This window comes from Chromobacterium piscinae (assembly GCF_021129175.1).
Taxonomy (GTDB): Bacteria; Pseudomonadota; Gammaproteobacteria; order Burkholderiales; family Chromobacteriaceae; genus Chromobacterium; species Chromobacterium piscinae.
The window spans coordinates 1-22,333 of record NZ_JAJOHV010000007.1; the positions used below are offsets into that span (position 1 = coordinate 1).

At 65.7% G+C, this 22,333-nt stretch carries 23 protein-coding genes; 14 read left to right on the top strand and 9 right to left on the bottom strand.

Annotated features, from left to right (window positions below; all coding sequences use genetic code 11):
* From dacB to LQR33_RS01815, 5 genes are all read left to right on the top strand, one after another.
* The coding region (dacB, locus tag LQR33_RS01795) for a D-alanyl-D-alanine carboxypeptidase/D-alanyl-D-alanine endopeptidase (protein WP_231467199.1) at positions 1-610 on the top strand (610 nt) is incomplete at its 5' end.
* A 50-nt stretch (positions 611-660) separates the two neighbouring features.
* Entirely contained in the window at positions 661-918 is a 258-nt protein-coding gene (gene grxC, locus LQR33_RS01800; protein ID WP_104946306.1) for a glutaredoxin 3, read from the top strand.
* Between the two features lie 108 nt (positions 919-1,026).
* Complete coding sequence (secB, locus tag LQR33_RS01805; protein ID WP_021478518.1) at positions 1,027-1,479, top strand: protein-export chaperone SecB; 453 nt, start codon at positions 1,027-1,029, stop codon at positions 1,477-1,479.
* Between the two features lie 8 nt (positions 1,480-1,487).
* Complete coding sequence (locus tag LQR33_RS01810; protein WP_021478519.1) at positions 1,488-1,931, top strand: SH3 domain-containing protein; 444 nt, start codon at positions 1,488-1,490, stop codon at positions 1,929-1,931.
* A 9-nt stretch (positions 1,932-1,940) separates the two neighbouring features.
* A complete protein-coding gene (locus LQR33_RS01815; protein WP_166439038.1) occupies positions 1,941-2,945 on the top strand; it encodes an NAD(P)H-dependent glycerol-3-phosphate dehydrogenase in 1,005 nt (334 codons plus the stop codon).
* Positions 2,946-3,006: 61 nt separating this feature from the next.
* On the opposite strand, the gene folE is transcribed toward LQR33_RS01815, so the two are convergent.
* The 4 genes from folE to LQR33_RS01835 all read right to left on the bottom strand — a co-directional run bounded on the left by folE (position 3,007) and on the right by LQR33_RS01835 (position 7,751).
* The gene (gene folE / locus LQR33_RS01820) at positions 3,007-3,627 is read right to left on the bottom strand and encodes a GTP cyclohydrolase I FolE (RefSeq protein ID WP_166439037.1); all 621 of its coding nucleotides are present in this window, start codon (positions 3,625-3,627) and stop codon (positions 3,007-3,009) included.
* Between the two features lie 151 nt (positions 3,628-3,778).
* Positions 3,779-5,503 (bottom strand): DUF4153 domain-containing protein, encoded by a 1,725-nt coding sequence (locus LQR33_RS01825; protein WP_231467200.1) that lies wholly within the window; start codon positions 5,501-5,503, stop codon positions 3,779-3,781.
* 55 nt (positions 5,504-5,558) lie between these two features.
* Positions 5,559-6,740, bottom strand: a complete 1,182-nt coding sequence (locus LQR33_RS01830; RefSeq protein ID WP_231467204.1) for an FAD-dependent monooxygenase — start codon at positions 6,738-6,740, stop codon at positions 5,559-5,561.
* A gap of 45 nt (positions 6,741-6,785) precedes the next feature.
* The gene (locus LQR33_RS01835) at positions 6,786-7,751 is read right to left on the bottom strand and encodes a LysR family transcriptional regulator (RefSeq protein ID WP_166439034.1); all 966 of its coding nucleotides are present in this window, start codon (positions 7,749-7,751) and stop codon (positions 6,786-6,788) included.
* Positions 7,752-7,847: 96 nt separating this feature from the next.
* On the opposite strand from LQR33_RS01835, the gene LQR33_RS01840 reads away from it, so the two are divergent.
* From LQR33_RS01840 to LQR33_RS01860, 5 genes are all read left to right on the top strand, one after another.
* Complete coding sequence (locus LQR33_RS01840) at positions 7,848-7,985, top strand: hypothetical protein (RefSeq protein WP_166439033.1); 138 nt, start codon at positions 7,848-7,850, stop codon at positions 7,983-7,985.
* Entirely contained in the window at positions 7,982-8,410 is a 429-nt protein-coding gene (locus LQR33_RS01845; protein WP_166439032.1) for an ester cyclase, read from the top strand. Before LQR33_RS01840 ends, LQR33_RS01845 begins: the two co-directional genes overlap by 4 nt.
* 10 nt (positions 8,411-8,420) lie before the next feature.
* Positions 8,421-9,638 (top strand): MFS transporter, encoded by a 1,218-nt coding sequence (locus LQR33_RS01850; RefSeq protein WP_269326177.1) that lies wholly within the window; start codon positions 8,421-8,423, stop codon positions 9,636-9,638.
* 79 nt (positions 9,639-9,717) lie between these two features.
* Positions 9,718-10,581 carry a DMT family transporter gene (locus LQR33_RS01855; RefSeq protein WP_231467210.1) on the top strand — a complete coding sequence of 288 codons (864 nt, stop codon included), beginning with the start codon at positions 9,718-9,720 and terminating at the stop codon, positions 10,579-10,581.
* 77 nt (positions 10,582-10,658) lie between these two features.
* A complete protein-coding gene (locus LQR33_RS01860; RefSeq protein ID WP_231467213.1) occupies positions 10,659-11,741 on the top strand; it encodes a carbonic anhydrase in 1,083 nt (360 codons plus the stop codon).
* Positions 11,742-11,888: 147 nt separating this feature from the next.
* Here LQR33_RS01860 and LQR33_RS01865 read toward each other — a convergent pair whose 3' ends face one another.
* Complete coding sequence (locus tag LQR33_RS01865) at positions 11,889-12,119, bottom strand: hypothetical protein (protein ID WP_166439028.1); 231 nt, start codon at positions 12,117-12,119, stop codon at positions 11,889-11,891.
* Between LQR33_RS01865 and adhE the strand changes: the two genes are divergently transcribed.
* Together adhE and LQR33_RS01875 are read left to right on the top strand one after the other, a co-directional pair.
* Complete coding sequence (gene adhE, locus LQR33_RS01870) at positions 12,106-14,769, top strand: bifunctional acetaldehyde-CoA/alcohol dehydrogenase (RefSeq protein ID WP_221663673.1); 2,664 nt, start codon at positions 12,106-12,108, stop codon at positions 14,767-14,769. The two genes, LQR33_RS01865 and adhE, sit on opposite strands and share 14 nt — an antisense overlap.
* Positions 14,770-15,105: 336 nt before the next feature.
* Positions 15,106-16,497, top strand: coding sequence for an amino acid permease (locus LQR33_RS01875; RefSeq protein ID WP_221667705.1), 1,392 nt, complete (start codon positions 15,106-15,108; stop codon positions 16,495-16,497).
* 44 nt (positions 16,498-16,541) lie between these two features.
* Here LQR33_RS01875 and LQR33_RS01880 read toward each other — a convergent pair whose 3' ends face one another.
* A complete protein-coding gene (locus tag LQR33_RS01880) occupies positions 16,542-17,447 on the bottom strand; it encodes a LysR family transcriptional regulator (protein ID WP_166439025.1) in 906 nt (301 codons plus the stop codon).
* Positions 17,448-17,544: 97 nt separating this feature from the next.
* Here LQR33_RS01880 and LQR33_RS01885 point away from each other — a divergent pair, with 97 nt between their 5' ends.
* Positions 17,545-18,534 (top strand): aldo/keto reductase, encoded by a 990-nt coding sequence (locus tag LQR33_RS01885; protein WP_231467215.1) that lies wholly within the window; start codon positions 17,545-17,547, stop codon positions 18,532-18,534.
* Between the two features lie 10 nt (positions 18,535-18,544).
* Here LQR33_RS01885 and LQR33_RS01890 read toward each other — a convergent pair whose 3' ends face one another.
* A complete protein-coding gene (locus LQR33_RS01890; protein WP_104946317.1) occupies positions 18,545-18,994 on the bottom strand; it encodes a hypothetical protein in 450 nt (149 codons plus the stop codon).
* Between the two features lie 340 nt (positions 18,995-19,334).
* Here LQR33_RS01890 and LQR33_RS01895 point away from each other — a divergent pair, with 340 nt between their 5' ends.
* Positions 19,335-20,528, top strand: a complete 1,194-nt coding sequence (locus LQR33_RS01895) for a GGDEF domain-containing protein (RefSeq protein WP_231467217.1) — start codon at positions 19,335-19,337, stop codon at positions 20,526-20,528.
* A gap of 4 nt (positions 20,529-20,532) precedes the next feature.
* Here LQR33_RS01895 and LQR33_RS01900 read toward each other — a convergent pair whose 3' ends face one another.
* Positions 20,533-21,027: a DinB family protein gene (locus tag LQR33_RS01900; protein ID WP_231467219.1), complete on the bottom strand. Its 495-nt coding sequence runs from the start codon at positions 21,025-21,027 to the stop codon at positions 20,533-20,535.
* 90 nt (positions 21,028-21,117) lie between these two features.
* Positions 21,118-21,750 carry a Clp protease ClpP gene (locus LQR33_RS01905; protein ID WP_104946319.1) on the bottom strand — a complete coding sequence of 211 codons (633 nt, stop codon included), beginning with the start codon at positions 21,748-21,750 and terminating at the stop codon, positions 21,118-21,120.
* Positions 21,751-22,333 lie beyond the last annotated feature (583 nt).

Here is a 22,333-nt window from a genome sequence, read left to right on the forward strand (position 1 = left end):
GCTGCGGGTGGCGCGCGGCCGGGCGCCGGACGGCGCGCGCGAGCTGACGTCCTGGCAGTCGCAGCCCCTGTCGGTGGCGCTGTCCGACATCAACAAGTACAGCAACAACACTATGGCGCGCACGCTGTTCCTGACGCTGGGGCGCGAGGCCGGCGGCGAGGACACCGCAGCGGCGGCCGAGCGCGCGCTGCGCGAGGAGCTGAGCCATCGCGGCATCTCCGACATCGGCGCGTTGCGGCTGGAGAACGGTTCCGGCCTGTCGCGGCGCGAGCGGGTGACCGCCCGCTTGCTGGGCGAGGTGCTGCTGGACGCCGCGCGCGGCCCGTACGCCGGCGAATTCATCGCCAGCCTGCCGATCGCCGCCACCGACGGCACGCTGAAGAAGCGTTTCGCCGACCTGGGCCCGCGGCTGAGGATGAAGACCGGCACGCTGAACGACGTCAAGGCGCTGGCCGGCTATTGGCAGGCGGCCGACGGCAGGCGGCTGGCCATCGTCGCCATCGTCAACGGCCCGCGGGCGATGGAGTCGGGCAAGGCGTTGGACGCGGTGGTGGCCGACCTGGCGCGCGGCTTCAATACCGAGACGATGCGATCCAGCGCAAGGCGCTGAGCCGCGAACCCGGCTATAATCGTCGGCGATCGAATTTTCAGGCGAGAACCATGAAACCGGTAACCATGTACACCACCGCGGTCTGCCCCTACTGCGTGCGCGCCAAGCAACTGTTGGCCAGCAAGGGCGTCAGCGGAATCACCGAGATCCGCATCGACCTCGATCCGGACGCGCGCGACAAAATGATGGCGCTGACCGGCCGCCGCACCGTGCCGCAGATCTTCATCGGCGACACCCATGTCGGCGGCTGCGACGAACTGGTGGCGCTGAACCATTCCGGCAAGCTGGACCCGCTGCTGGCGGACTGAGCGGCGGGGCTTTGCCGCGATTGGCCGCCGCGCGGCTTTCGTGCGATGATGCCCGCCGATGTATCCATAAAATTCTGCCGTCATGAGACGGTTTTTGCGAGAAAGAACATGAGCGAACAACAAGAGCTGCAACCGGCGTTTTCCATCGAAAAAATCTACGTGAAGGACATCTCGCTCGAGGTGCCGAACGCGCCGCAGGTGTTCCTGGAACAGGCTCAGCCGGAAATCGACATGCAGCTGGCCAGCGCCGGCCAACAGCTGGACGACGGCTACTTCGAAGTGACCCTGACCGTCACCGTGACCGCCAAGCTGCCGGAAAAGAACATGTTCCTGTGCGAAGTGGCCCAGGCAGGCATCTTCCAGATCCGCAACATCCCGGGCGAAGACCTGGATCCGATCCTCGGCGTCGCTTGCCCGAACATCCTGTTCCCGTACGCCCGCGAGACCGTGTCCAGCGTGGTGAACCGCGCCGGCTTCCCGCCGGTGCTGCTGGCCCCGATCAACTTCGAAGCGCTGTACATGCAGCAGCGCGCGCAGCAAGCCGAAGCCGGCAACGCCTGAGGCCAGCCATGAAGCGTCTCGTTCTGCCGCTGTTGCTGGCGTCCGCGTTGGCGGCCCCGTCCGTCCATGCCCTGGAATTCCGTTCGGTCAAGGAAACCGGCGTCGCGCTGTACGAGGCGCCTTCGCTGAGCGCGAAAAAGCTGTTCGCGGTCAGCCGCTATTATCCGGTCGAGGTGTTGCAAAGTCAGAAGGAGTGGTCGCGCGTGCGCGACGCCACCGGCGGCATCGCCTGGATTCCGGCCGCGGCGCTGTCCAAGCAGCGCTGGCTGCTGGTGGTGTCGGCCCAGGCCGGCGTGCGCGACCGGGGCGCGGAGGACGGCAAGCTGCTGTTCACCGTGCCCAAGGACGGCGTGCTGGAGCTGCAGGAGGCTCCGCAGAACGGCTGGGCCAAAGTGCGCCACCGCGACGGCAGCGTCGGCTATGCTCGTATTACCGATCTCTGGGGCTTGTAAGGACCGCGGATGAAACTGGCGATACTCGGCGCCGGCGCATGGGGCAGCGCGCTGGCGATAGCTTTTGCCCGTCACCACCAGGTGACCTTGTGGGCGCGCGATGCTGAACAGATTCGGCGGATGGACGCTGAGCGGGTCAACCAGCGTTACCTGCCCGACTGCCCGTTTCCGGAGCCGTTGACGCTGTCGTCGGATCTCGCGGCCGCTACGCGCGACGCGGAGCTGGCGCTGATCGTCACGCCGATGGCGGGGCTGCGGCCCACGCTGAAGTCTCTGATGGCGCTGGACGCGCCGCCGCCGCCCATCCTGTGGGCGTGCAAGGGCTTCGAGGCCGGCTCCAGCCTGCTGCCGCACCAGGTGGCGGAGGAGGAGCTGCCGGCCGGCCACCTGTACGGCGCGCTGTCCGGCCCCAGCTTCGCCCGCGAGGTGGCGCAGGGCCTGCCGGCGGCGGCGGCCATCGCCTCCGACCACGCCGAGTTCGCCGCCAGCGTGGCGCGCGAGCTGCACAGCCCGCTGCTGCGGCTGTACGCCAACGACGACCTCGTCGGCGTTGAGGTGGGCGGGGCGGTGAAGAACGTGATGGCAATCGCCACCGGCGTCGCCGACGGGCTGGATTTCGGCTTGAACGCGCGCGCGGCGCTGATCACCCGCGGGCTGGCCGAAATCACCCGGCTCGCGATGGCGCTCGGCGCCAGTCCGCAGACCATGATGGGCCTGTCCGGCATGGGCGATCTGATCCTTACCTGCACCGGCGCGCTGTCGCGCAACCGCCAGGTGGGCCTGAAGCTGGCCGAAGGCAAGCCGCTGCAGCAGGTGCTGGACGAACTGGGCCATGTGGCCGAGGGCGTGGCCACCGCGCGCGAGGTGCTGACCATGGCCGAGCGGCTGCAGGTGGACATGCCGATCACCGCCGCGGTGTGCGGCCTGCTGTACCAGGGGCACGATCCGCAACAAGTGGTGGACGGTCTGCTCAGGCGCTCGCCGAAGTCCGAATCCGGCGGCTTGCTGGATTAGCCGCGAATCAAGACATCAAGGCCGCTCCCTTATGGGCAGCGGCCTTTTTCATGCCCGCCGCTCAGCGTTCGATCGCGCGCAGGAATTCGTTGCGGGCGTTGGCGTCGGTTTCGAAATCGCCGGCGTAGCACTGGGTGATCACCCGCTCGTCGCCGCGCCGGTTTTCCCCCATCAACAGGCATAGCTGCTCGGCCTCGATCAGGCAGGCGGCGCCGCGCGCACCGCCGTGCTCGACCAGGGTGCGGGATATCTCGTGGGTGATCCATTCCTGGTAGGTGTAGCGGTGGCTGATGGCGTCCACCATCCGCGCGATGCGGCCGAAGCCGTGCAGCCGGCCGCCGGGCAGGTAGGCGACGTGGGCGACGCCGCGGAAGGGCAGCAGGTGGTGCGGGCACATGCCATGGACCGCCAGGCTGCGTATCACCACCATGTCGCGGCGGTCGTCGGCGAAGCCGCTGCCCAGCGCCTCGGCAGGGACGGTGTCGTAGCCGTCCAGCAGGCGTTTCTGCCACAGCTCGCGCACGCGCTGGGCAGTCTTGCCGGTGTGGATGGGGTCGATGGCGATGCCGCTGGCGGTCAGCATGTCGGCAACCGCTTGTTCGAAGGCGGCGGCGTCGAAGGGCCGGACGCGGTCGAGCGGGCGCTGGCAGGCGGAGTGGTCGTGATCGTCGATGAAAGACATGGCGCGGCTCCATTGCGGTGGGACGGAGGGGCGGCCTGGCCCGGAGAAGGTGCGGCCGCCTGTGTTTGCATGGTATCGGGAGGCGGGCCGTCTTGACGATCGGATTCCGTCCATTTATTTCGGTTTCTGCGCGCGGCGCAGCGCGCTCCGCTTATTTTTTAGCGACTGGGCATTCCTGCGGCGCATAGGGATAGCGCGGCCGCAGCCGCAGCCCTCCGGCGTCCAGGTCGGGCAGCCGAGGGGGAACGGCTCGCGCCTGTCCCGCCGCCAGCGCTTCCAGCGGGGCCGGACAGGCGGCGGGCAGGTCGTAGGTCGCGGCCAGCGTCCATAGACCCTGCGCATTCTGCTGGAACAGCGACAAGCGGGCGGCAAGCTTTTCCGCCAGCAGCACTTCCGGCTTGCCGCCGCCGCTGTAGTCGCCGGCATAGGCGTCGCATTCATTGCGGCCATCCAGCAGGCAGGACGGCAGTTCGCCGGTTCGCTTGGCGGCTTGCTTCCAGTCCTGGGCCAGGAAGCCGGCAGGCAACGGGACCGGGCCGCGCGGGCGGACCGCCTGGGCGGGAGGCTTGGGCTGGGGCTTGTCCTCGCTGAGCGCGTCGCCGGCCTTGCGGCGGACAGCGCCGTCGACGCCGGGATCGTTCTTCAGCCGCAGCAGGGCGGCATGGCCATAGCGCAGCCCGCGGTAGCGCAGGAAATCGAAGTCGAAGCGTTCGGCGGCCACGCGGCCGGCCTCCAGCCGGGACAACTGGCTGGACACCGAGATCCGCGCCGGATCGGCCAGCGGCGTCAGCACGGCGGCCAGCAGGGCGAGCGACAGCCAGGCGGCGCCGATATTGGCGCAGGCCACGCCGGCGAGTCCGGCCTGCCGACGCAAGGCCGCCCAGCCGTAACCGGCGGCGTAGCAGGCGCCGAGGATGACGAGGCTGGCGGCGAACACTCGGTCCGGCGACCAGCCGTATTGGCCGACGCGCAGCGTCAGCGCGTAGGCGGCCAGCGCCTGCAGCGGCGCGAGCAGCAGGCAGGCGGCGCGCAGGCTGAGCCGGATGACGCGACCGGGCTGCTCGCTGCCGTCCTGGTAGGCGGTGTTCAGCAGGAAGATCAGCAGCCCGCTCGCGCCCAGCAACAGCGCAGAAGCGTGGCCGGTCTTCCACAGGCTGTCCAGCCCGGTGAAAGGCAGCAGCGCGAGAAAGGCGCCGACCAACAGGACCAGCAGGGGCAGCAGCCAGGACAGCAGGGTCAGCAGCAGCGAGCGCAGCCCCTGGATGATGCCGGGGCGGACATCGCTCAGATGCAGGCCGGCCGACAGCGCCAGCGTGCTGGCCGGTATCGCGAACTCGGCTTCGCCTATCAGCCGGCGCAGGCCGCCTATGCCCACCAGGGCGAACAGCTCGGCGCCCAGATTCAGGATCAGCCAGAACACGCCGACGAACAGGCCGGAGAACATCAGCTGCAGGCCAAGCTTCCAGGCGGTGTCGAAATAGGCGGGGTAGGACGCTCGCCAGCGCCGCTCGCTTTCGCCGGCCAGGATCAGCGGCCAGGCGATGAACAGCAGCATGGCGACGCCCAGCATCGCCAGCGCCCCCGGCATCAGGTCCGAGCGCGCGGCGTGCTCCAGTCCGACGCGCCAGCGGTCGTGCGCGCCGAAGGCGGCGACGGCGACGGCCAGCGCCGCCAGCCAGGCAGCCAGCCGGGAGGGGCGCAGCACGCCGAGTCCGGTCTGGCACAGCAGGGGCAGAAACGCGGCGGCGAGCAGCAGCGGCGAGAACAGCAGCGGGTGGAGGGACAGCCAGCCGCCATGGTCCGACGCGCGGTACAGCGCGTAAAGCGCGATCCCTTGCAGCAGGCCGATGGCGGCGCGAATGTGGAATGGGTTCATGAACATGCCGGGAGGGGAAAAAGTCTCCCGATCCTAGCATGAATGGAAAAATCGATCAGGCGCGCAGCCCCAGCGCGTAGCGTATCGCCTCGCGCTTCAGCGGGCCGGCCTTGTCCGCCAGCCTGAGCCCCAGTCCGCGCAGCAGGCGCAGCGGGCCGATATTGTTGGAAAAGCCGTAGCAGAACGCGTCCATGCCGGCCTGCATCGCCAGGTTGGCCGGTTTGCGCGCGCGCTGGTAGCGGGACAAGGTTTTGGCGCTGGCCCAGTCCTCTCCCTTGGCGCGGGCATCCAGAATGGTCCGGGCCAGCACGGCGGCGTCCTGGAAGCCCAGGTTGACGCCCTGGCCGGCCAGCGGGTGGATGGTGTGGGCGGCGTCGCCGGCGAGCGCCACGCCGTCCTTGACGTAGCATTGGGCATGGCGGCGGGTCAGGCCGAAGCTGCCGCGCGCGGTCAACTCCCAGATGCCGGGCAGCTTGCGCGGAAAAGCCTGGCTGACCGCGGCGATCAACTCGTCATCGCTCAGCGCCAGCAGCCGTTTCACCTCTTCCGGCCGGTGGTACCAAACCAGGGAGGCCGCGTCCCCGGTCAGCGGCAGGAAGGCTTGCGGGCCGTCGGGGGTGAAGCGCTGCCAGGTGATGTCCTGCTGGCCGCCCTCCATGCGGCAGGTCAGAGCCAGCGCGTGCATCGGGTAATCCCAGCCGGTGACGCCGATTCCGGCGGCGTCGCGCACTTGCGAGCGGGCGCCGTCGGCGGCGATCAGCAGCCTGGCTTGCAGCCTGCTTCCGTCGGATAGCGTCAGCTGGGAGGCTTGGGGCCGGTAGACGATTTCCGACACTATGGCTGGACAGCGGTAGTCGATGTCGCCCTTGTCGCGCAGCGCCGCGGTGGCGGCCAGTTGCACCACGCGGTTTTCCACGATGTGGCCCAGCTCCGCCACGCCGGCCTCGGCGGCGTCGAACAAGGTGCCGGCGGCCTCGTCGCCTTCCCATACCTGCATCCGGCGGTAGGGCGCGGCGCGCATTGCCTGCGCCGGCTCCCAGGCACCTATGGACTGCAGAAAGGCGGCGGAGGCCGGGCTGATCGCCGATACCCGCAGATCATGCGGCTGTTCCGGCGCGAATGGCGCGGGGGGCTCTCTTTCCAGCACGCAGACCGACAATCCCTGCCCGCTTAACGCGGCGCCCAGCGCGCTGCCCACCATGCCGCCGCCGACGATGACGATGTCGCGGTGTTCCATTGCATTCTCCTTGTCAGGCCGGCGCGGCGCCGGCGCGAATGGCGCTCATTCTGGCGATGAAAGCGGGATGCCGCCTTGGCCTGGATCAATGCCGGCTTCCAGCAGCGCGCGCATGCGCGGCACCACGTGCTGGATGAAGGCCTCGTATTTGCGCGGCAGCGGGTGGCGGTAGGGATAGACCAGGTAGACCGGCCAGCAGTCATGGCTCCAGCCCGGCAGCACCGGGACCAGCCGTCCGCTCTTCAAATGCTCGCTGGCGACATAGGCCGGCAGCAGCGCGATGCCGCTGCCGGCGATGGCGGCGGATAGCAGCGGCGCGTATTGATGGCTGCTGAGCACCGGCTGCACCCGCACTTGCTTTTGTTGGCCGTCTTTTTCCAGCAGCCATTCTGGCGTGTCGCGCAGTTTGGGACGGCTGGTGTCCAACAGGATGCGGTGCAGCGGCAGGTCGTCCGGGGTAGCGAGCGGCGGCGCCTTGGCCAGATAGTCGGGCGAGGCGAACGCCCACTCGCGCACCAGCCCCAGAGGTTTGGCCACCAGGGCGTCGTCGTGGACGTTGCGGGTGCGGACGCAGAAGTCCAGCCCCTCGGAAATCGGATCCTGCAGCCGGTTTTCCACCTGCAACTTCAGTTGCAGGCCGGGGTGCAGCACCGCCAGTTCGGCCAGGATGGGCGCCAGCAGGTATTGGGCGAAGGAGGTGATGGAGCTGATCACCAGCGGGCCGCTGACTTCGCCCTCGGCCTCGTTGATGTCTATCCGGGCCCGCTCCAACAGGCAGCGCAGCTCGCGGGCGTGCAGGGCTAGCCGCTGGCCGGTTTCTGTCAGCGCCACGCGGCGGGTGTTGCGCAGCACCAGCACGGTGCCGAACTGCTTCTCCAGCGCTTTCACCAGTTGGCTGACGCGGCTTTTGGTGCAGTCCAGCTCTTCGGCGGCGGCGGTGAAGCTGCCGCGGCGGACCAGCGCGTCGAAGGCGAGCAGAGCTTGGGAGTCGGGTAAATAATCTGTTCTCATTTAATGAACAGTGTGTCATGTGAAGTATGGTTTTTCAATGTTTATTGCCCATGTAGCATGCGATTCATGATTGATGATTGAACAATGGAGGCGGCGATGAACAAACTGCTGATCGCGCTCAGGCATTGGATGGACTGGTGGCAGCAGGGCATGGCGATACATGCCAGGCAGGTCTGCCGCGACGAGATGGAGGCGCTGGAGCGCATCCGCAACCGCATGGGAGGAAGGCAATGAGCAGCGAAGAAACCAGGAGGGTGGTGCAGGGTTTTCTGCATGAGGTGCGTTCCGGACGCAATCCGGACGCGGCGGGCCAATATTTGGCGACCAGCGTGACCGCGCACCAGCTGGAGTCGGAAAATCCGCGCACGCTGGCGCGCAGTCCGGCCAATTACGCCGAGCATGTGCGCGATTTCCAGCGCCTGTTTGGCGATTTTGAATTGCGGATAGACGAATTGCTGGTGGATGGCGACCGAGCCTATGCGCGCTGGACTCAGTTCGGCCATCATCTGGCGGAGATGGATGGCCTGCCGCCCAGCGGCGTGCCGGTGGTGCTGATAGACAGCGCTTGCTATCGGGTCGAAGAGGGCAGGATCGTCGAGTACTGGATACAAGCCGACCGTTGGGGTCTTCAGGATCAGCTGCATCGGGCATGGGTATGAGGCGGACCGTATGGGGGCGTTAGCGGTTTGTCCAGAGGCGGCGCGAGTCGGGCTCGGCCGTTGGACGGTCGGCATTTTGGCAGCTTGCTCGGCATTGAGCGTGGCGAATGTCTATTATGCGCAGCCGCTGTTGAATGCGATTTCCCAAGACTTGGACATTGGCCCCGCGCTGGCGGGAGGCGTGATCAGCGCCACTCAGCTGGGCTGCGCGCTGGCTTTGTGTTTCATCGTGCCCTTGGGCGACATGCTGGATCGGGCGCGTTTGCTCAGGCTGCAATTGTGCCTGCTGCTGCCGACGCTGGCTGCGGTTGCGCTGGCGAAAAGCGCGCCGGGCTTATTGATCGCCATGGCGGCAGTCGGCCTGCTGGGCACTGCGATGACGCAGGGGCTGATTGGATATTCGGCGGCCATGGCCTCGCCCGAGGAGAGAGGGAGGATTGTTGGCGCCGTGCAGGGCGGCGTGGTGATCGGCCTGTTGCTGGCGCGGTCGGTGGCCGGCGTCGTCAGCGACTTGGGAGGTTGGCGCGCGGTGTATCTGGCATCGGCCGGCGCGACGCTGCTGATGCTGGCGCTGCTGTCTCGGCTGCTGCGTCCGCTGGCGCCGGCGGACGGCGGCATGCGTTATCGCCAGCTGTTGCTGTCCATGCTGGTCTTGTTGCGCGATGAGCCGGTTCTGCGCTCGCGCGGCATGTTGGGCTTGCTGATGTTCGCCGCGCTCGGCGTCTTCTGGAGCGCGATGGCGCTGCCTCTGAGCGGACCGCCTTTCGCCTATTCTCAGACGGAAATCGGCGCGTTCGGCCTGGTGGGGATGGCCGGGGCATTGGCGGCGGCCAGAGCGGGACACTTGACCGATCAAGGCAAGGGGCAGCGCGTCACCCTGGCGGCTTTGCTCTGTCTCTTGCTGTGTTGGCCCATGCTGGCCGGCATCGGGCGGATGGGGGTCTTCATCGCCGGCATCGTCTTGCTGGATCTGGGAGGGCAGGCCATCCATGTCGTGAACCAGGGGATGATTCTGACCAGCAGGCTGGACGCGCAAAGCCGCCTGCTGGCGTGCTACATGCTGTTCTATTCGGTTGGTAGCGGCATCGGGGCGATTTCGTCCACCATGGTTTACGCGCGCGTTGGCTGGAATGGCGTGTGCTGGCTGGGGGCGGCGATCAGCGGGTCGGCGCTGCTGTTTTGGTGGCGGGGAGCGCCGCGGCGTGGAATGCGGGCGGACGGAGGTTAGACAGTCGTCATCATATTCTGAAACAATGCCTCGTCGACAGGGCTGCGCAGACGGCCCGTGAAATCGCAGAGGAGCCGTATTGCCTTATCTCGCCCTGACGCTGGCCATGTTCCTGTGGTCCAGCGCCTTCATCGTTCTGAAATACGTATTCCAGTTCTACCATCCGCTGGCGGTGCTGTTCGCGCGCATGGCCATCGCCACGCTGTGCCTGCTGCCGTTGGCGATGGGGGGGCGCATCGCCTGGCATTACCGCAAGGGAGACTGGCGATGGCTGCTGGCGATGGGCCTGTGCGAGCCCTGCCTGTACTTTTTGTTCGAGGCCAACGCGCTGCTGCATACCAGCGCGTCGCAGGCCGGCGTGATCACCGCCACGTTGCCGATGATGATGGCGGTGGGCGCCGCTCTGTTCCTGCATGAGCGCCAGCCGCGGCAAGTGTGGCTGGGCATCGCGCTGTCTTTCGCCGGCGTGATTTGGCTGAGCATGGACAGCCAGGCCGGGCCGGGCGCGCCGGACCCGCTGTTGGGCAATGCGCTGGAGTTCTGCGCGATGATTTGCGCCAGCGGCTATGTGCTGATCGCCAAGCGCTTATCGGTCCGTTATTCGCCGCTGGCGCTGACCGGCGTCCAGACGCTGGCCGGCTGCGCCTGGTTCGGTCTGGCGATGCTGACGCCGTGGGGCGTTTGGCCGGACAAGCTGCTGCTGGTCCCCAGCCTGTGGGTGCTGTACTTGGGCGCGGCGATCACGCTGGGCGCTTACGGGCTCTACACCTGGGCGGTGTCGCGGATTCCGGTGGCGCGCGCCGGCGCTTTCAACAACCTGATCCCGGTGTTCACCGTCGCCATGGCCTGGCTGTTGCTGGGCGAGAAATTGCAGGCCTGGCAGGGCGCGGCCGGGGCGCTGGTATTCGCCGGCGTGTGGCTGAGCCAGCGGCGGCAGGCGTGAAAGGCGGCTGGCGGCTTTCCCCGCCATGGTCGATGATGCAGAATAGAAATGATTGTGAATGACGTAAGGAATCGAGCATGAGCCCACGGCTGATCGGATCTTGCATGATGTTGCCGTTGCTGCTGAGCCTGCAGCCGGCCTGGGCCGACGACGCGTCCGGCAACCAGGTGCAGCAGGTGATCAAGCTGCCGCTGAAGCTGAACAAGCCTCCGCAGGCCGCGGAGCACGGCGCCGCGCCGGCCGCGAAGCCGGCCGCCGAAGCGAAACCGGCTGAAGGCAAGCCGGAAGGTAAGCCTGCGGAAGGCAAGCCGTCGGAGGCCGCCAAGCCGGCGGCAGAAGCGGCGAAGAAGGCGGAGCCGGCCAAGGCCGCGCCGGAGAAAATGGAACCCGGCGTGCCGATGGCCAAGCCGCCGACGCGCGATCTGAGCCAGCCCAGCCCGGAAGTGCGGGCGCCGGGAGGCAAGCCGCGGGCCGCGCATCGGGTGAAGCCGCGACGCCCGGCCAAGCATGTCGAGAAGGCGGCCGGCGAAGCCGGACAGGTGAAGGGCGTGGTAGGCAGCATCCTCAAGGCCAACAGCGCGTATATCGCCAAGCATTCGCCGGGCTATCTGGCCAAGCTGGGAGGACGCGCCGCGCCCAGGGCGACGGTGGTCGCCTGTTCCAGTCCCGGCGGCAATGTGGGCATGCTGGGCGGGGAGGCCGACGCCGACCTGTTCGTGATCAGCAATCTGGGCAACCAGCTGGCCAGTTCCGAAGGATCGATAGAGTACGGCGTGCGCGACCTGCGCACCCCGCTGCTGATGTTCGTCAGCCACACCGGCTGCGGCGCGATCAAGGCGGCGGCCGGCGACTACAGCAATCTGGGGCCGGCGGTGCAGAAGGAGCTGGACAATATCGAGATTCCCAAGGGAATCGACGCCACCAACGGCGCGCTGATCAACATCAACAACCAGGTGGAGGGCGCCATCCTGAAGTTCTCCGGCGAGGTGGAGGCGGGCAGGCTGGCGGTGCTGGGCGGCTATTACGACTTCAACAACGATCTGAAGCAAGGCCGCGGCAAGCTGGTGATCACCAATATCAACGGCGAGACCGATCCGGCGCGCATCCGCGAGCTGACCCGCAGCGGCCGCTACTTCCATTACGGCTTTATGGGGCGTTGAGTCCGCTCCGGTAGCATGCCCGTTACAACGGTCTGTTCCGGGACCATCCAAAGAGCGCCCAAGCGGCGCTCTTTTTGCGGGAAAAGCGGAAATTGTTTGGCCGTGCGCAAAAACGAATATCCGAAAACGGATTAGGATAGTCGTGAATCAAGCGAGCCAGCGGCGATGCGCGATGAACTCACTGAATTTCATCAGGGTATCGCGTTTCGGATGTAATGGCTCCGCTACAAAGGGTTGGATGGCGTCGTCATCGCGCGGCGGTGGCGGATAGGGTTTTGGCTGATTTTTTTTCGAATTCGAAAATTTAACAGCAAAAACGAAAATCAAGCGCTCGGCAATTTCATTTGGTTCTTGGAGAGACAAAATGGCAGTCAGCAATCAGATCGAACTCGACGCCCTGGTGGCCCGCGTCAAGAAGGCGCAGGCGGCGTTCGCGCAGTTCACGCAGGAGCAGGTGGACCACATCTTCCGCAGCGCGGCGCTGGCCGCCGCCGACGCCCGCATCCCGCTGGCGCGGATGGCCGTTTCCGAAACCGGCATGGGCGTGATGGAAGACAAGGTGATCAAGAACCACTTCGCCTCCGAGTACATCTACAACAAGTACAAGGATGAGAAGACCTGCGGCGTGCTGTCCGAGGACGACACCTTCGGCACCATCACCATCGCCGAACCCATCGGCGTGCTGTGCGGCATCGTCCCCACCACCAACCCGACCTCCACCGCCATCTTCAAGGCGCTGATCTCGCTGAAAACCCGCAACGGCATCATCTTCTCGCCGCACCCGCGCGCGCGCCGCTCCACCTGCGAAGCCGCCCGGCTGGTGCTGGAAGCCGCCGTCGCCGCCGGCGCGCCGCAAGATATCATAGGCTGGATCGACGAGCCGTCGGTGGCGTTGTCCAACCAACTGATGCATCACCCCGACGTCAACCTGATCCTGGCCACCGGCGGTCCGGGCATGGTGAAAGCGGCTTACTCTTCCGGCAAGCCGGCCATCGGCGTCGGCGCCGGCAACACGCCGGCGGTGATAGACGAAACCGCCGACATCAAGCGCGCCGTCGCCTCCATCCTGATGTCCAAAACCTTCGACAACGGCGTGGTGTGCGCGTCCGAGCAATCGGTGATCATTGTCGATGAAATCTACGACGCGGTGCGCGATCGCTTCTCCAAGCACGGCGGCTACATTCTGTCCAAGAGCGAAGCCGAGGCGGTGCGCAAGGTGATCCTGCAGGACGGCAGCCTGAACGCCGCCATCGTCGGCCAGAGCGCGGCCAAGATCGCCGCCATGGCCGGCATCGACGTGCCGCCGACCACCAAGGTGCTGATCGGCGAAGTGACGGAAGTGTCGGAGCAAGAGGCTTTCGCCCACGAGAAGCTGTCGCCGACTCTGGCCATGTACCGGGCCAAGGATTTCCTCGACGCCTGCGACAAGGCCGCCGCGCTGGTGGTCATGGGCGGCATCGGCCACACCTCGGCGCTGTACACCGATCAGGATCTGCAGGAAGAACGGGTGCGCTACTTCGGCGACAAGATGAAGACCGCCCGCATCCTGATCAACACTCCGTCGTCACAAGGCGGCATCGGCGACCTGTACAACTTCAGCCTGGCGCCGTCGCTGACGCTGGGCTGCGGCTCCTGGGGCGGCAACTCCATTTCGGAGAACGTCGGCCCCAAACACCTGATCAACAAGAAAACCGTCGCCAAGAGGGCTGAGAACATGCTGTGGCACAAGCTGCCGAAGTCCATCTACTTCCGCCGCGGCTGCCTGCCGGTGGCGCTGGAAGATCTGGCCGGCAAGAAACGCTGCCTGATCGTCACCGGCCAGTACCTGTTCGAGAACGGCTTCGTCGACGAGCCGATCCGCCTGTTGAAGAAGATGGGTCTGGAAGTGGAAACCTTCTTCGAAGTGCCGGCCGATCCGACGCTGGCGGTGGTGCGCAAAGGCACCGAGCTGGCCCACGCCTTCAAGCCGGACGTGATCATGGCCATCGGCGGCGGCTCGCCGATGGACGCGGCCAAGATCATGTGGGTGATGTACGAGCATCCGGAAGCCCACTTCGCCGATCTGGCACTGCGCTTCATGGACATCCGCAAGCGCATCTACCAGTTCCCGAAACTGGGCCAAAAAGCCATGATGGTGGCGGTGCCCACCACCTCCGGCACCGGCTCCGAAGTGACCCCGTTCGCCGTGGTGACCGATGAAGTGACCGGCGTGAAATATCCGATCGCCGACTACGAGCTGACCCCGAACATGGCCATCGTCGACGCCAATCTGGTGATGAACATGCCCAAGTCGCTGACCGCCTTCGGCGGCATCGATGCGGTGACCCATGCGCTGGAAGCCTATGTGTCGGTGATGGCCAACGAGTATTCCGACCCGCAGGCGCTGCAAGCGCTGAAGCTGCTGAAGGAATACCTGCCGTCGTCCTACCTGAACGGCGCCAAGGATCCGAAAGCGCGCGAACAGGTGCACAACGCCGCCACCATCGCCGGCGTAGCCTTCGCCAACGCCTTCCTGGGAGTCTGCCACTCGATGGCGCACAAGATCGGCGCCGAGTTCGGCCTGGCGCACGGCCTGGCCAACGCGCTGCTGATCAGCAACGTGATCCGCTACAACGCCGCCGACGTGCCGACCAAGCAGACCGCCTTCAGCCAGTACGACCGGCCGAAGAGCGTGGCGCGCTACGCCGAGATCGCCCGCCACCTGGGCCTGGAGGCCAGTCGCGACCACCAGCGCGTCGAGAAGCTGATCGAGTGGGTGGACGAACTGAAGAAGACGTTGGGCATCCCAGCATCCATCCAGGCCGCCGGCGTGGCCGAATCGGACTTCCTGGCCAAGCTGGACGAAGTGGCCGAGGCCGCCTTCGACGACCAGTGCACCGGCGCCAACCCGCGCTACCCGCTGATCAGCGAGCTGAGGCAGCTGCTGCTGGACAGCTACTACGGCCGCCCGTACAAGGAGGCCTGGGAGCGCGAGGAGTCTGTGGTCGAGGACAAGCCGGCCAAAGGCAAGTCCAAAGCCAAGGCCTGAAGCGGCTTGTAGCTGGATATGGATCGAAGCCCGGATGAGCGTCCGGGCTTTTTTGCGTCCGCGGCATCGGGCGCGCGTCATTCATCTTGACGCGATGGATAGATTTCTTGGTTTTTTGTGTGCTTGAAAATGTTGAATCAAGGTTTTAATGTGCTCGATTATTCATATTGATATGAATATATGTAAAATGGTTTGTCATTGACCGGCAAAAAATAAGCCGCAACAGAAAGCCTGAGCGCAGGCTGTGCCCTGGGCACGGCCAACGCAGGACCAGGCGCTCTGTCCGCGGCGATAAAACGACAGCCGGGACTTCAACGCTTACACAAGGAGCATTGCATGCCAGGAGAACAACAGACCCTGCACCGCGGGCTGGAAGAGAGGCATATCAACCTGATGGCGCTGGGCGCGACGATAGGCGTCGGCCTGTTTCTGGGCTCGGCCACCGCGATCAAGATGGCCGGCCCGGCCATCATGCTGGCCTACGGCATCGGCGGCCTCGCCATTTTCATGATCATGCGCGCGCTGGGCGAAATGGCCATCCACAATCCGGTGGCCGGCTCGTTCAGCCGCTACGCGCAGGATTACCTCGGCCCCTTGGCCGGCTACCTTACCGGCTGGAACTACTGGTTCCTGTGGCTGGTGACCTGCATGGCGGAAATCACCGCCGTCGGCGTCTACATGGGCATCTGGTTCCCGGACGTGCCGTCCTGGTACTGGGCGCTGGCGGCGATGCTGGCGATGGGCGGCGTCAATTTCATCGCGGTCAAGGCTTACGGCGAGTTCGAATTCTGGTTCGCGCTGATCAAGATCGTCACCATCGTGCTGATGATCATCGGCGGCTTCGCGATGATCCTGTTCGGCTTCGGCAACCACGGCGTCGCCACCGGCATCTCCAATCTATGGGCGCACGGCGGCTTCATGCCCAACGGCTTCTCCGGCGTGCTGATGTCGCTGCAGATGGTGATGTTCGCCTACCTGGGCGTGGAAATGCTGGGCCTGACCGCCGGCGAGGCGAAGAACCCGAAGAAGGCGCTGGCGCGCGCGGTGGATTCGGTGTTCTGGCGCATCCTGATCTTCTATGTCGGCGCGCTGTTCGTGATCCTGTCGATCTACCCGTGGAACGAGCTGGGCACCCGCGGCAGCCCCTTCGTGCTGACTTTCGAGAGCATGGGCATCCCGGCCGCCGCCGGCATCATCAATTTCGTGGTGCTGACCGCCGCGCTGTCCTCTTGCAACAGCGGCATTTTCAGCACCGGCCGCATGCTGTTCAACCTGGCCGAGCAGAAGCAGGCGCTGCCCGTGTTCGCGCGCGTTTCCCAAAGCGGCGTGCCGGTGCCGGCGCTGCTGATGTCGGTGGCCGCGCTGCTGCTCGGCGTGCTGCTGAACTACCTGGCGCCGAAGGAAGTGTTCACCTGGCTGACGGCGATCTCCACTTTCGGCGCGGTATGGACCTGGTTGATCATTCTGCTGGCGCAGCTGCGGTTCCGCCGCTCGCTGTCGGCCAAGGAACTGGCATCCATCAGCCACCGCATGCCGCTGTGGCCGTACGGCTCCTACCTGACGCTGGGTTTCCTGGCGCTGGTGATAGGCCTGATGGCTTATTTCCCGGACACCCGCGTCGCGCTGATCGTCGGTCCCGGCTGGCTGGTGTTCCTGGTGGCGGCCTATTATCTGCTGGGCTACCACAAGCAGGACGCCGCCTGGCGTCTGGCGCGGCAGCCGCGCTGAGCCCGCGCCGATTATTTCTCCCCGCCCGCCGCCAGGCGGGTTTTTTACGCCTGCGGCAGGCCGGCGCGCTCGCGCAGGAAGGCGATCAGGGCCCTGAGCTTGGCCGGCTGTCGCGGCCGATGCGGGTAGTACAGGTACAGCGCCTCGGCCGGCGGCATATGACGGTCCAGCACCACGGCCAGCCTGCCTTCGGCGACCCAGGGCGCGATCAGCGGCTCGGCCAGGTAGGCGAGGCCGGCGCCCTCCAGCGCCGCATGCAGCAGCGCCATATTGTCGTTGGCGATCAAGGGGCCATCGACCGCCAATTGCAGCGCCTGGCCGGCGGCGGCGAACTGCCAGCGGTATTGCCCGCCGCCGCCGAAGCGATAACCCAGGCAGTCGTGGCCGAGCAGGTCCTGGGGCGTTTTGGGCGCGCCGCGGCGGCGCAGATAGTCGGGCGAGGCGGCGACGACGAAGCGCAGCGGCCGGCTGACCGGCAGCGCCTGCATGCCGGCCTGCAATGCCTCGCCGAAGCGGACGCCGGCGTCGAAGCGCTGGGCGACGATGTCGACCAGGCCGTTGTTGACGTCCAGCTCCAGCCGCAGCTTGGGATGCCGGGCGGCGAAATCGGCCAACGCCGGATAAAACAGCAGCTGGGCGGCGGTGTGGGGCAGGGTGACGCGCAGCTGGCCGGCCGGCTGGCCGCGGCTCTGCCGGGTTTCCTCCAGCACCGCGGCGATTTCGTCCAGCGCCGGCGACAACCGCGCCAGCAGCGCCTCGCCGGCCTCGGTCGGCGCCACCTGGCGCGTGGTGCGCGTCAGCAGCGGCACGCCCAGCGCCTCCTCCAATTGGCGCAGGCTCTGGCTTAACGCCGAGGCGCTGACGCCCAGCTCGGCGCCGGCGCGTGTGAAGCTGCGGTGACGGGCGATGGCGCGGAAAGCCTGCAGCGCGTCATGTGGAATTCTCGACATTGTGAAGCCTGGCTAAATAATGTTTGTCATTTTGAGCCATTTATCGGCCCATCGCCATCTTCTATGCTGACGTCCATTCACCACAGGAGAGAATACGATGCAAAAACGCACGCTGGGCCGCAATGGCCCGCAGGTTTCCGCGCTGGGTCTGGGCTGCATGGGCATGAGCGCTTTCTACGGCCCACGCGACGACGCCGAATCGCTGGCGACGCTGGATGCCGCGCTGGACCTGGGCGTCAACTTTCTCGACACCGCCGACATGTACGGCCCGCACAGCAACGAGCGGCTGCTGGCCAGACTGCTGGCGCGCCGCCGCGGCGAAGTGGTGCTGGCCACCAAGTTCGGCATCGTGCTCGATCCGGACAATCCCGCCCGGCGAGGCGTCAACGGCCATCCCGATTACGTGCGCAGCAGTTGCGAGGGCAGCCTGAAGCGGCTGGGGGTCGATTGTATCGACCTCTACTACCTGCACCGCGTCGATCCGCTGGTGCCGATAGAAGAAACCGTGGGGGCGATGGCGGAGCTGGTCCAGGCCGGGAAGGTGCGCTATCTGGGCTTGTCGGAGGCCTCCGCCGACACGCTGCGACGCGCCGCCGCCGTCCATCCCATCCATGCGCTGCAGAGCGAGTATTCGCTGTGGACGCGCGATCCGGAAGACGACGTGTTGGCCGCTTGCCGCGAGGTGGGCGCCGGTTTTGTCGCCTACAGCCCGCTGGGACGGGGCTTTCTGACCGGCGCGATCAAGAGTCCGGACGATTTCGCCGCCGACGACTTCCGCCGCGGCAACCCGCGCTTCCAGGGCGAGAATTTCCAGCGCAATCTGCAGCTGGTGGACAAGGTGAGGGAGCTGGCTGCGGCCAAGGGCTGCAGCCCGGCGCAACTGGCGCTGGCCTGGCTGCTGGCGCAGGGGCAAGACATCGTCGCCATCCCCGGCGCGCGCAAGCAGGCGAACCTGCGCGACAACCTGGGCGCGGCGGAGGTGGCGCTGAGCGCCGGCGATCTGGCAGCGCTGGACGCGGCGTTCGTCGGCGGCAAGGTCAGCGGCTTGCGCTACGCCGCCGAGGTGATGCCCATGGTCAATCGCTGAACCGGGCGATTCAGCGCAACTGATGGGGCGGCAAGGCAGGCAGCATGTGCATCGGTATCGCTTGTTTCCGGCCGGTTTGCGGGTCTATCGTCAGGCCGGGCGTGAACGGCATGCCATGCTGCCAGCCGCGAGACGGTTGGTAGCCCTGTTGCGGTTGCAGGTGGAGAGGACTTGTCTGATTGAGCGTATGGCCTATCGAGAAGCTGTCCGGCTGCATCGGATTGCCGCGGGAGCCGGAGAAGGCGGGAGGACGCACCTCGATCAAGGGGCTGTCGAGATCGCCGAGGCTCACCCGGGGCTGGACATTCAGCGGCTTGGGCTTCTTGTCCGCCTTGAGCGGTTTGATGCGCGCAGTCGGCGCGATGGCCGGCTTGGACGCGAAATCGTAAGAGGGAAGCGTGCTGGCCGCCAGCGACGCTTGGGAAAGCGCCAATGGCAGCAGGAAGGCGTGTAGGCGCATTTTGACTCCTGCCAGAAGGGGTCGCGCGAGGCAGACCCGATGTTGCGTGGGCTTGATGGCTGGCGCGTCGGCGAAGCCGGACGCGTGGCTGACTGGGACAGAGACGGCGGGATTGGCCGCTCTGAAAGATAGAGTATTCTATCTAAGTTGAGTGGGAAGGGCAAGAAACTAGACTGTCTGTACGTTGCGGGCGCGTCCGGGCAAGTCTAGGATGATGCGAAGGGCATGGGCGATGGCATGGCGCAAGTAAAATTCTGCTATGGTATCGCCAGCTCGCGGCAGGCGGTTCCAATTTGGGTTCGCGCGCGCCGGTTTTTCGTCGACTAGACATTTGTTTTTCATGCCCAGCCCAATCATACCAAGCATTCTGGATTTCAAGACCACCCTGCTCAGCACCACCGGCTACACCGCCATGCTGACCCTGGTGGTGCTGATGTTCTGGCTTTACAACCGGAACGAAAGAGCGCTGCTCACGCTGGGCATCGCGGGATGCATCGCCGCCTGCGGCACCCTGATAGCCTATCTTCCCCTGCCTATTCCAGCCTGGCCCAATCTGGTTCTGGATACCTTTTTGCTGCTGCTGTACCACCCGCTGGCCGTGGTCGCCACCCGCCAGTTGCTGGGTTTGCGCAACGATTGGCGCTTCCATCTCGCAGCTCTGACGATCATCATGCTGTGCTTCGTGTTCTGGGCCGGGCCCGGCAGTTACACGCGGCGGGTGGGAGTCACCGCGTGCGCGCATATCTTGTACTGGTCGATGATCGTCGCGCTGCTGTATCGCGGGCGGCAGTGGCGCACCATGATGGGTTACCGGCTGGGGCTTGGCCTGGCGGCGCTGACGATAGGGGTCGCGTTGTTTCGGCTGGCCATGTCCTGGCTGGAAAAAGGGAGCAATTTTTCCGGCGTGGATCAACTGCTGGTCATGTTTACCTCGCTCAGCCTGTTCTGGCTGACGTTCTGCTACAGCCTGAGCCTGCTGTTCATCAGCTACGAGCGCCTGTTGCTGCAGGTCCGCCAGCAGGCGCAGCAGGATGGCTTGACGCAGCTGTACAACCATCGAACCTTTCACGAACAGGCCGCCGCTATGTTTTCACGATCGCGGCAGCGCGGGGAGACGTTGGCTCTGCTGTTGATCGACCTCGACCACTTCAAGGAGGTCAACGATCGCTACGGCCATCAGGTGGGGGATGAGGTATTGCGCCAGTTGGCCGACTGCCTGCGGGCGGAGTCGCGCCAGGGCGACGTGCTGGGGCGCCACGGCGGCGAGGAGTTCGTGGTGATGCTGCCGCTGGCCAGCCGGGTGGAGGCTTGCAATGTGGCGGATCGTCTGCGCCTGGCCATCGCCAATTTGCAGCCCCGCGTGGGAGAGCTGCAATTGTCGATCAGCGCCAGCATAGGCGTGGCCTGCCTGAGGCCGCCGGAGCACGAGAATCTGGCCAGCTTGTTCCTGGAGGCCGACCTGCTGCTGTACCAGGCCAAGCGCAAGGGTCGGAACCGGGTGGAGATAGAACGCGAGCCGGAGGCGCAGCACTAGCGCGCTATCGGCCGCCTTCCTCCCGGTGGGCGTCCCGCAGGTAGACCGGCAGGTCGGTCGTCGGCGGCGTGGCCGGCACCTGATACAGCATGTCGGCGACGAATCCGCGGTGGTAGTTCTTGTGGTTGACGATGTGCAGCAGCATGTCGCCGCGTCGCATGCTGCCGCGGCCGCCGTCGACGAAGGCGAAGTCCACTACCTCCCCATGCGCGGCCGGGTCCAGACCGTCGGCGTAATCGACATACCAGCTGTCCAGCTCCGCCTGCGCCCGCGCGAGTTCCGCCAGGCTGGGGGTGTCCGCAGTGTTGCGGCCGCTGTAGCCATGGGGCCGCGCCAGCAGATGGCCCTGCCAGATGCGGTCCACCACCAGATTGTGGTTCAAGGTGGACAGGATGCTGCCGAACACCGTAGCGCGGGGTTTGAGCAGTTCCTCTTCCGGCAGCGCAGCCAGAACGTCGAACAGACGCCGGTTGGCCCAGGCGCCGTAGCGGGTGAGCATGCGAATATCGCGTAATGACATTTCAGAATTATCCGTATTTTGACAATGTCATTTTATCCGCGCGGTGCTTTGTCGACAACGTCGATTCCGCTAGCCGTTGGATTCCGCAGCACCGCTCTTCTTGCCCGGCTTGCGCGCCGTCACTGCCGGCGCGCCCTTTTGGATATTGTTCAGCCGGCGGCGGATGTTGTCGCTGTCCAGCCAGATGTCCTCGCCCTTCAGGATGCGGTCCAGTTCCTCGTCGGTGAGGAAGGGCCGGCAGACGTGGCGCATCACCTTTTCGAACCACTTGCCGCTGGCCGCCACCTGCGCCTGCTGCTCATTGCCCTTGCCGATCAGCGCCGACGAATAGTTGTGGAACATCAGCTGGCAGGTGTCGTGCACCACCAGCTCGTCGCCGGCGAGGAAGATCAGCGCGCCCATCGAATAGGCCCGCGCTTCCAGGATGGTGACCACGTGGGCCTGGCTGGCGGTGATGTTGTTGATGATCTGCAAGCCGGCGTCGAAATTGCCGCCGGGGGTGTTCAGGTGCAGGTAGACGATGTCGGTGCTGTTGGCGGTGCGCAGCGTGTACAAAAGGTCGGTGTAGTGGATGGCGGCGCCGATCTCGTCGGACAGATAAAACGATATCTGCCGCACTGTGCCCTGGGTTTCGTACTGGCGATACAGCGGGACGGGCTTGTCGTTGTCGTCGTCGTCGGTTTCGGCGTTGCGGCGGGGCATGGCGGCTCCTCGTTGTGCTTGTCTTTCCAATTTAGCCCCGGGGCGGGAGGCTTGCCTTGGGTTGGCGCAGGTTGGGGGAGGGGAGGAATCCGCTTCACTGTTCGAAGATTTTGTGTCCGCTGCGCGGACGATGATTGGGCGCCGGTTCCGCCCGGCAGACGGGTGACGGGGCTGCGCGGCCAGCCCCCTTTTAACCCCAGGCCGCCCCAGCAGCCCGCGAAACCCCGGCAAAAAAGCGCCGAGCGAGGAGCCGCCGGAACTAGCCGCGCGCTAGAGTCGCGCGGCGTCGAACAGCCGGCGTCTTAAAACCTCGCCCAGCGCTTTTTTGCCGGCGCGTGCAGAAGGGGAGGAGGGTTCGTCGCAGACGTTCAGCCAAAGCGTAACTGGGGATTTGTTTGCTTCCAGTAGAAAACCACGATATCTGTTCCACCCGACTGTCGAAGGTACAGTGTTTGTCGAGGTTAACATCGAACCGATGTTGCCCCTGTCCCCATCAGCGCAAGCCGGCTTCAAAGCCATTTTCAAGGTTTTAAGACGCCGGTTGTTCGACGCCGCGCGACGGTAGCGCGCGGCTAGTTCCGGC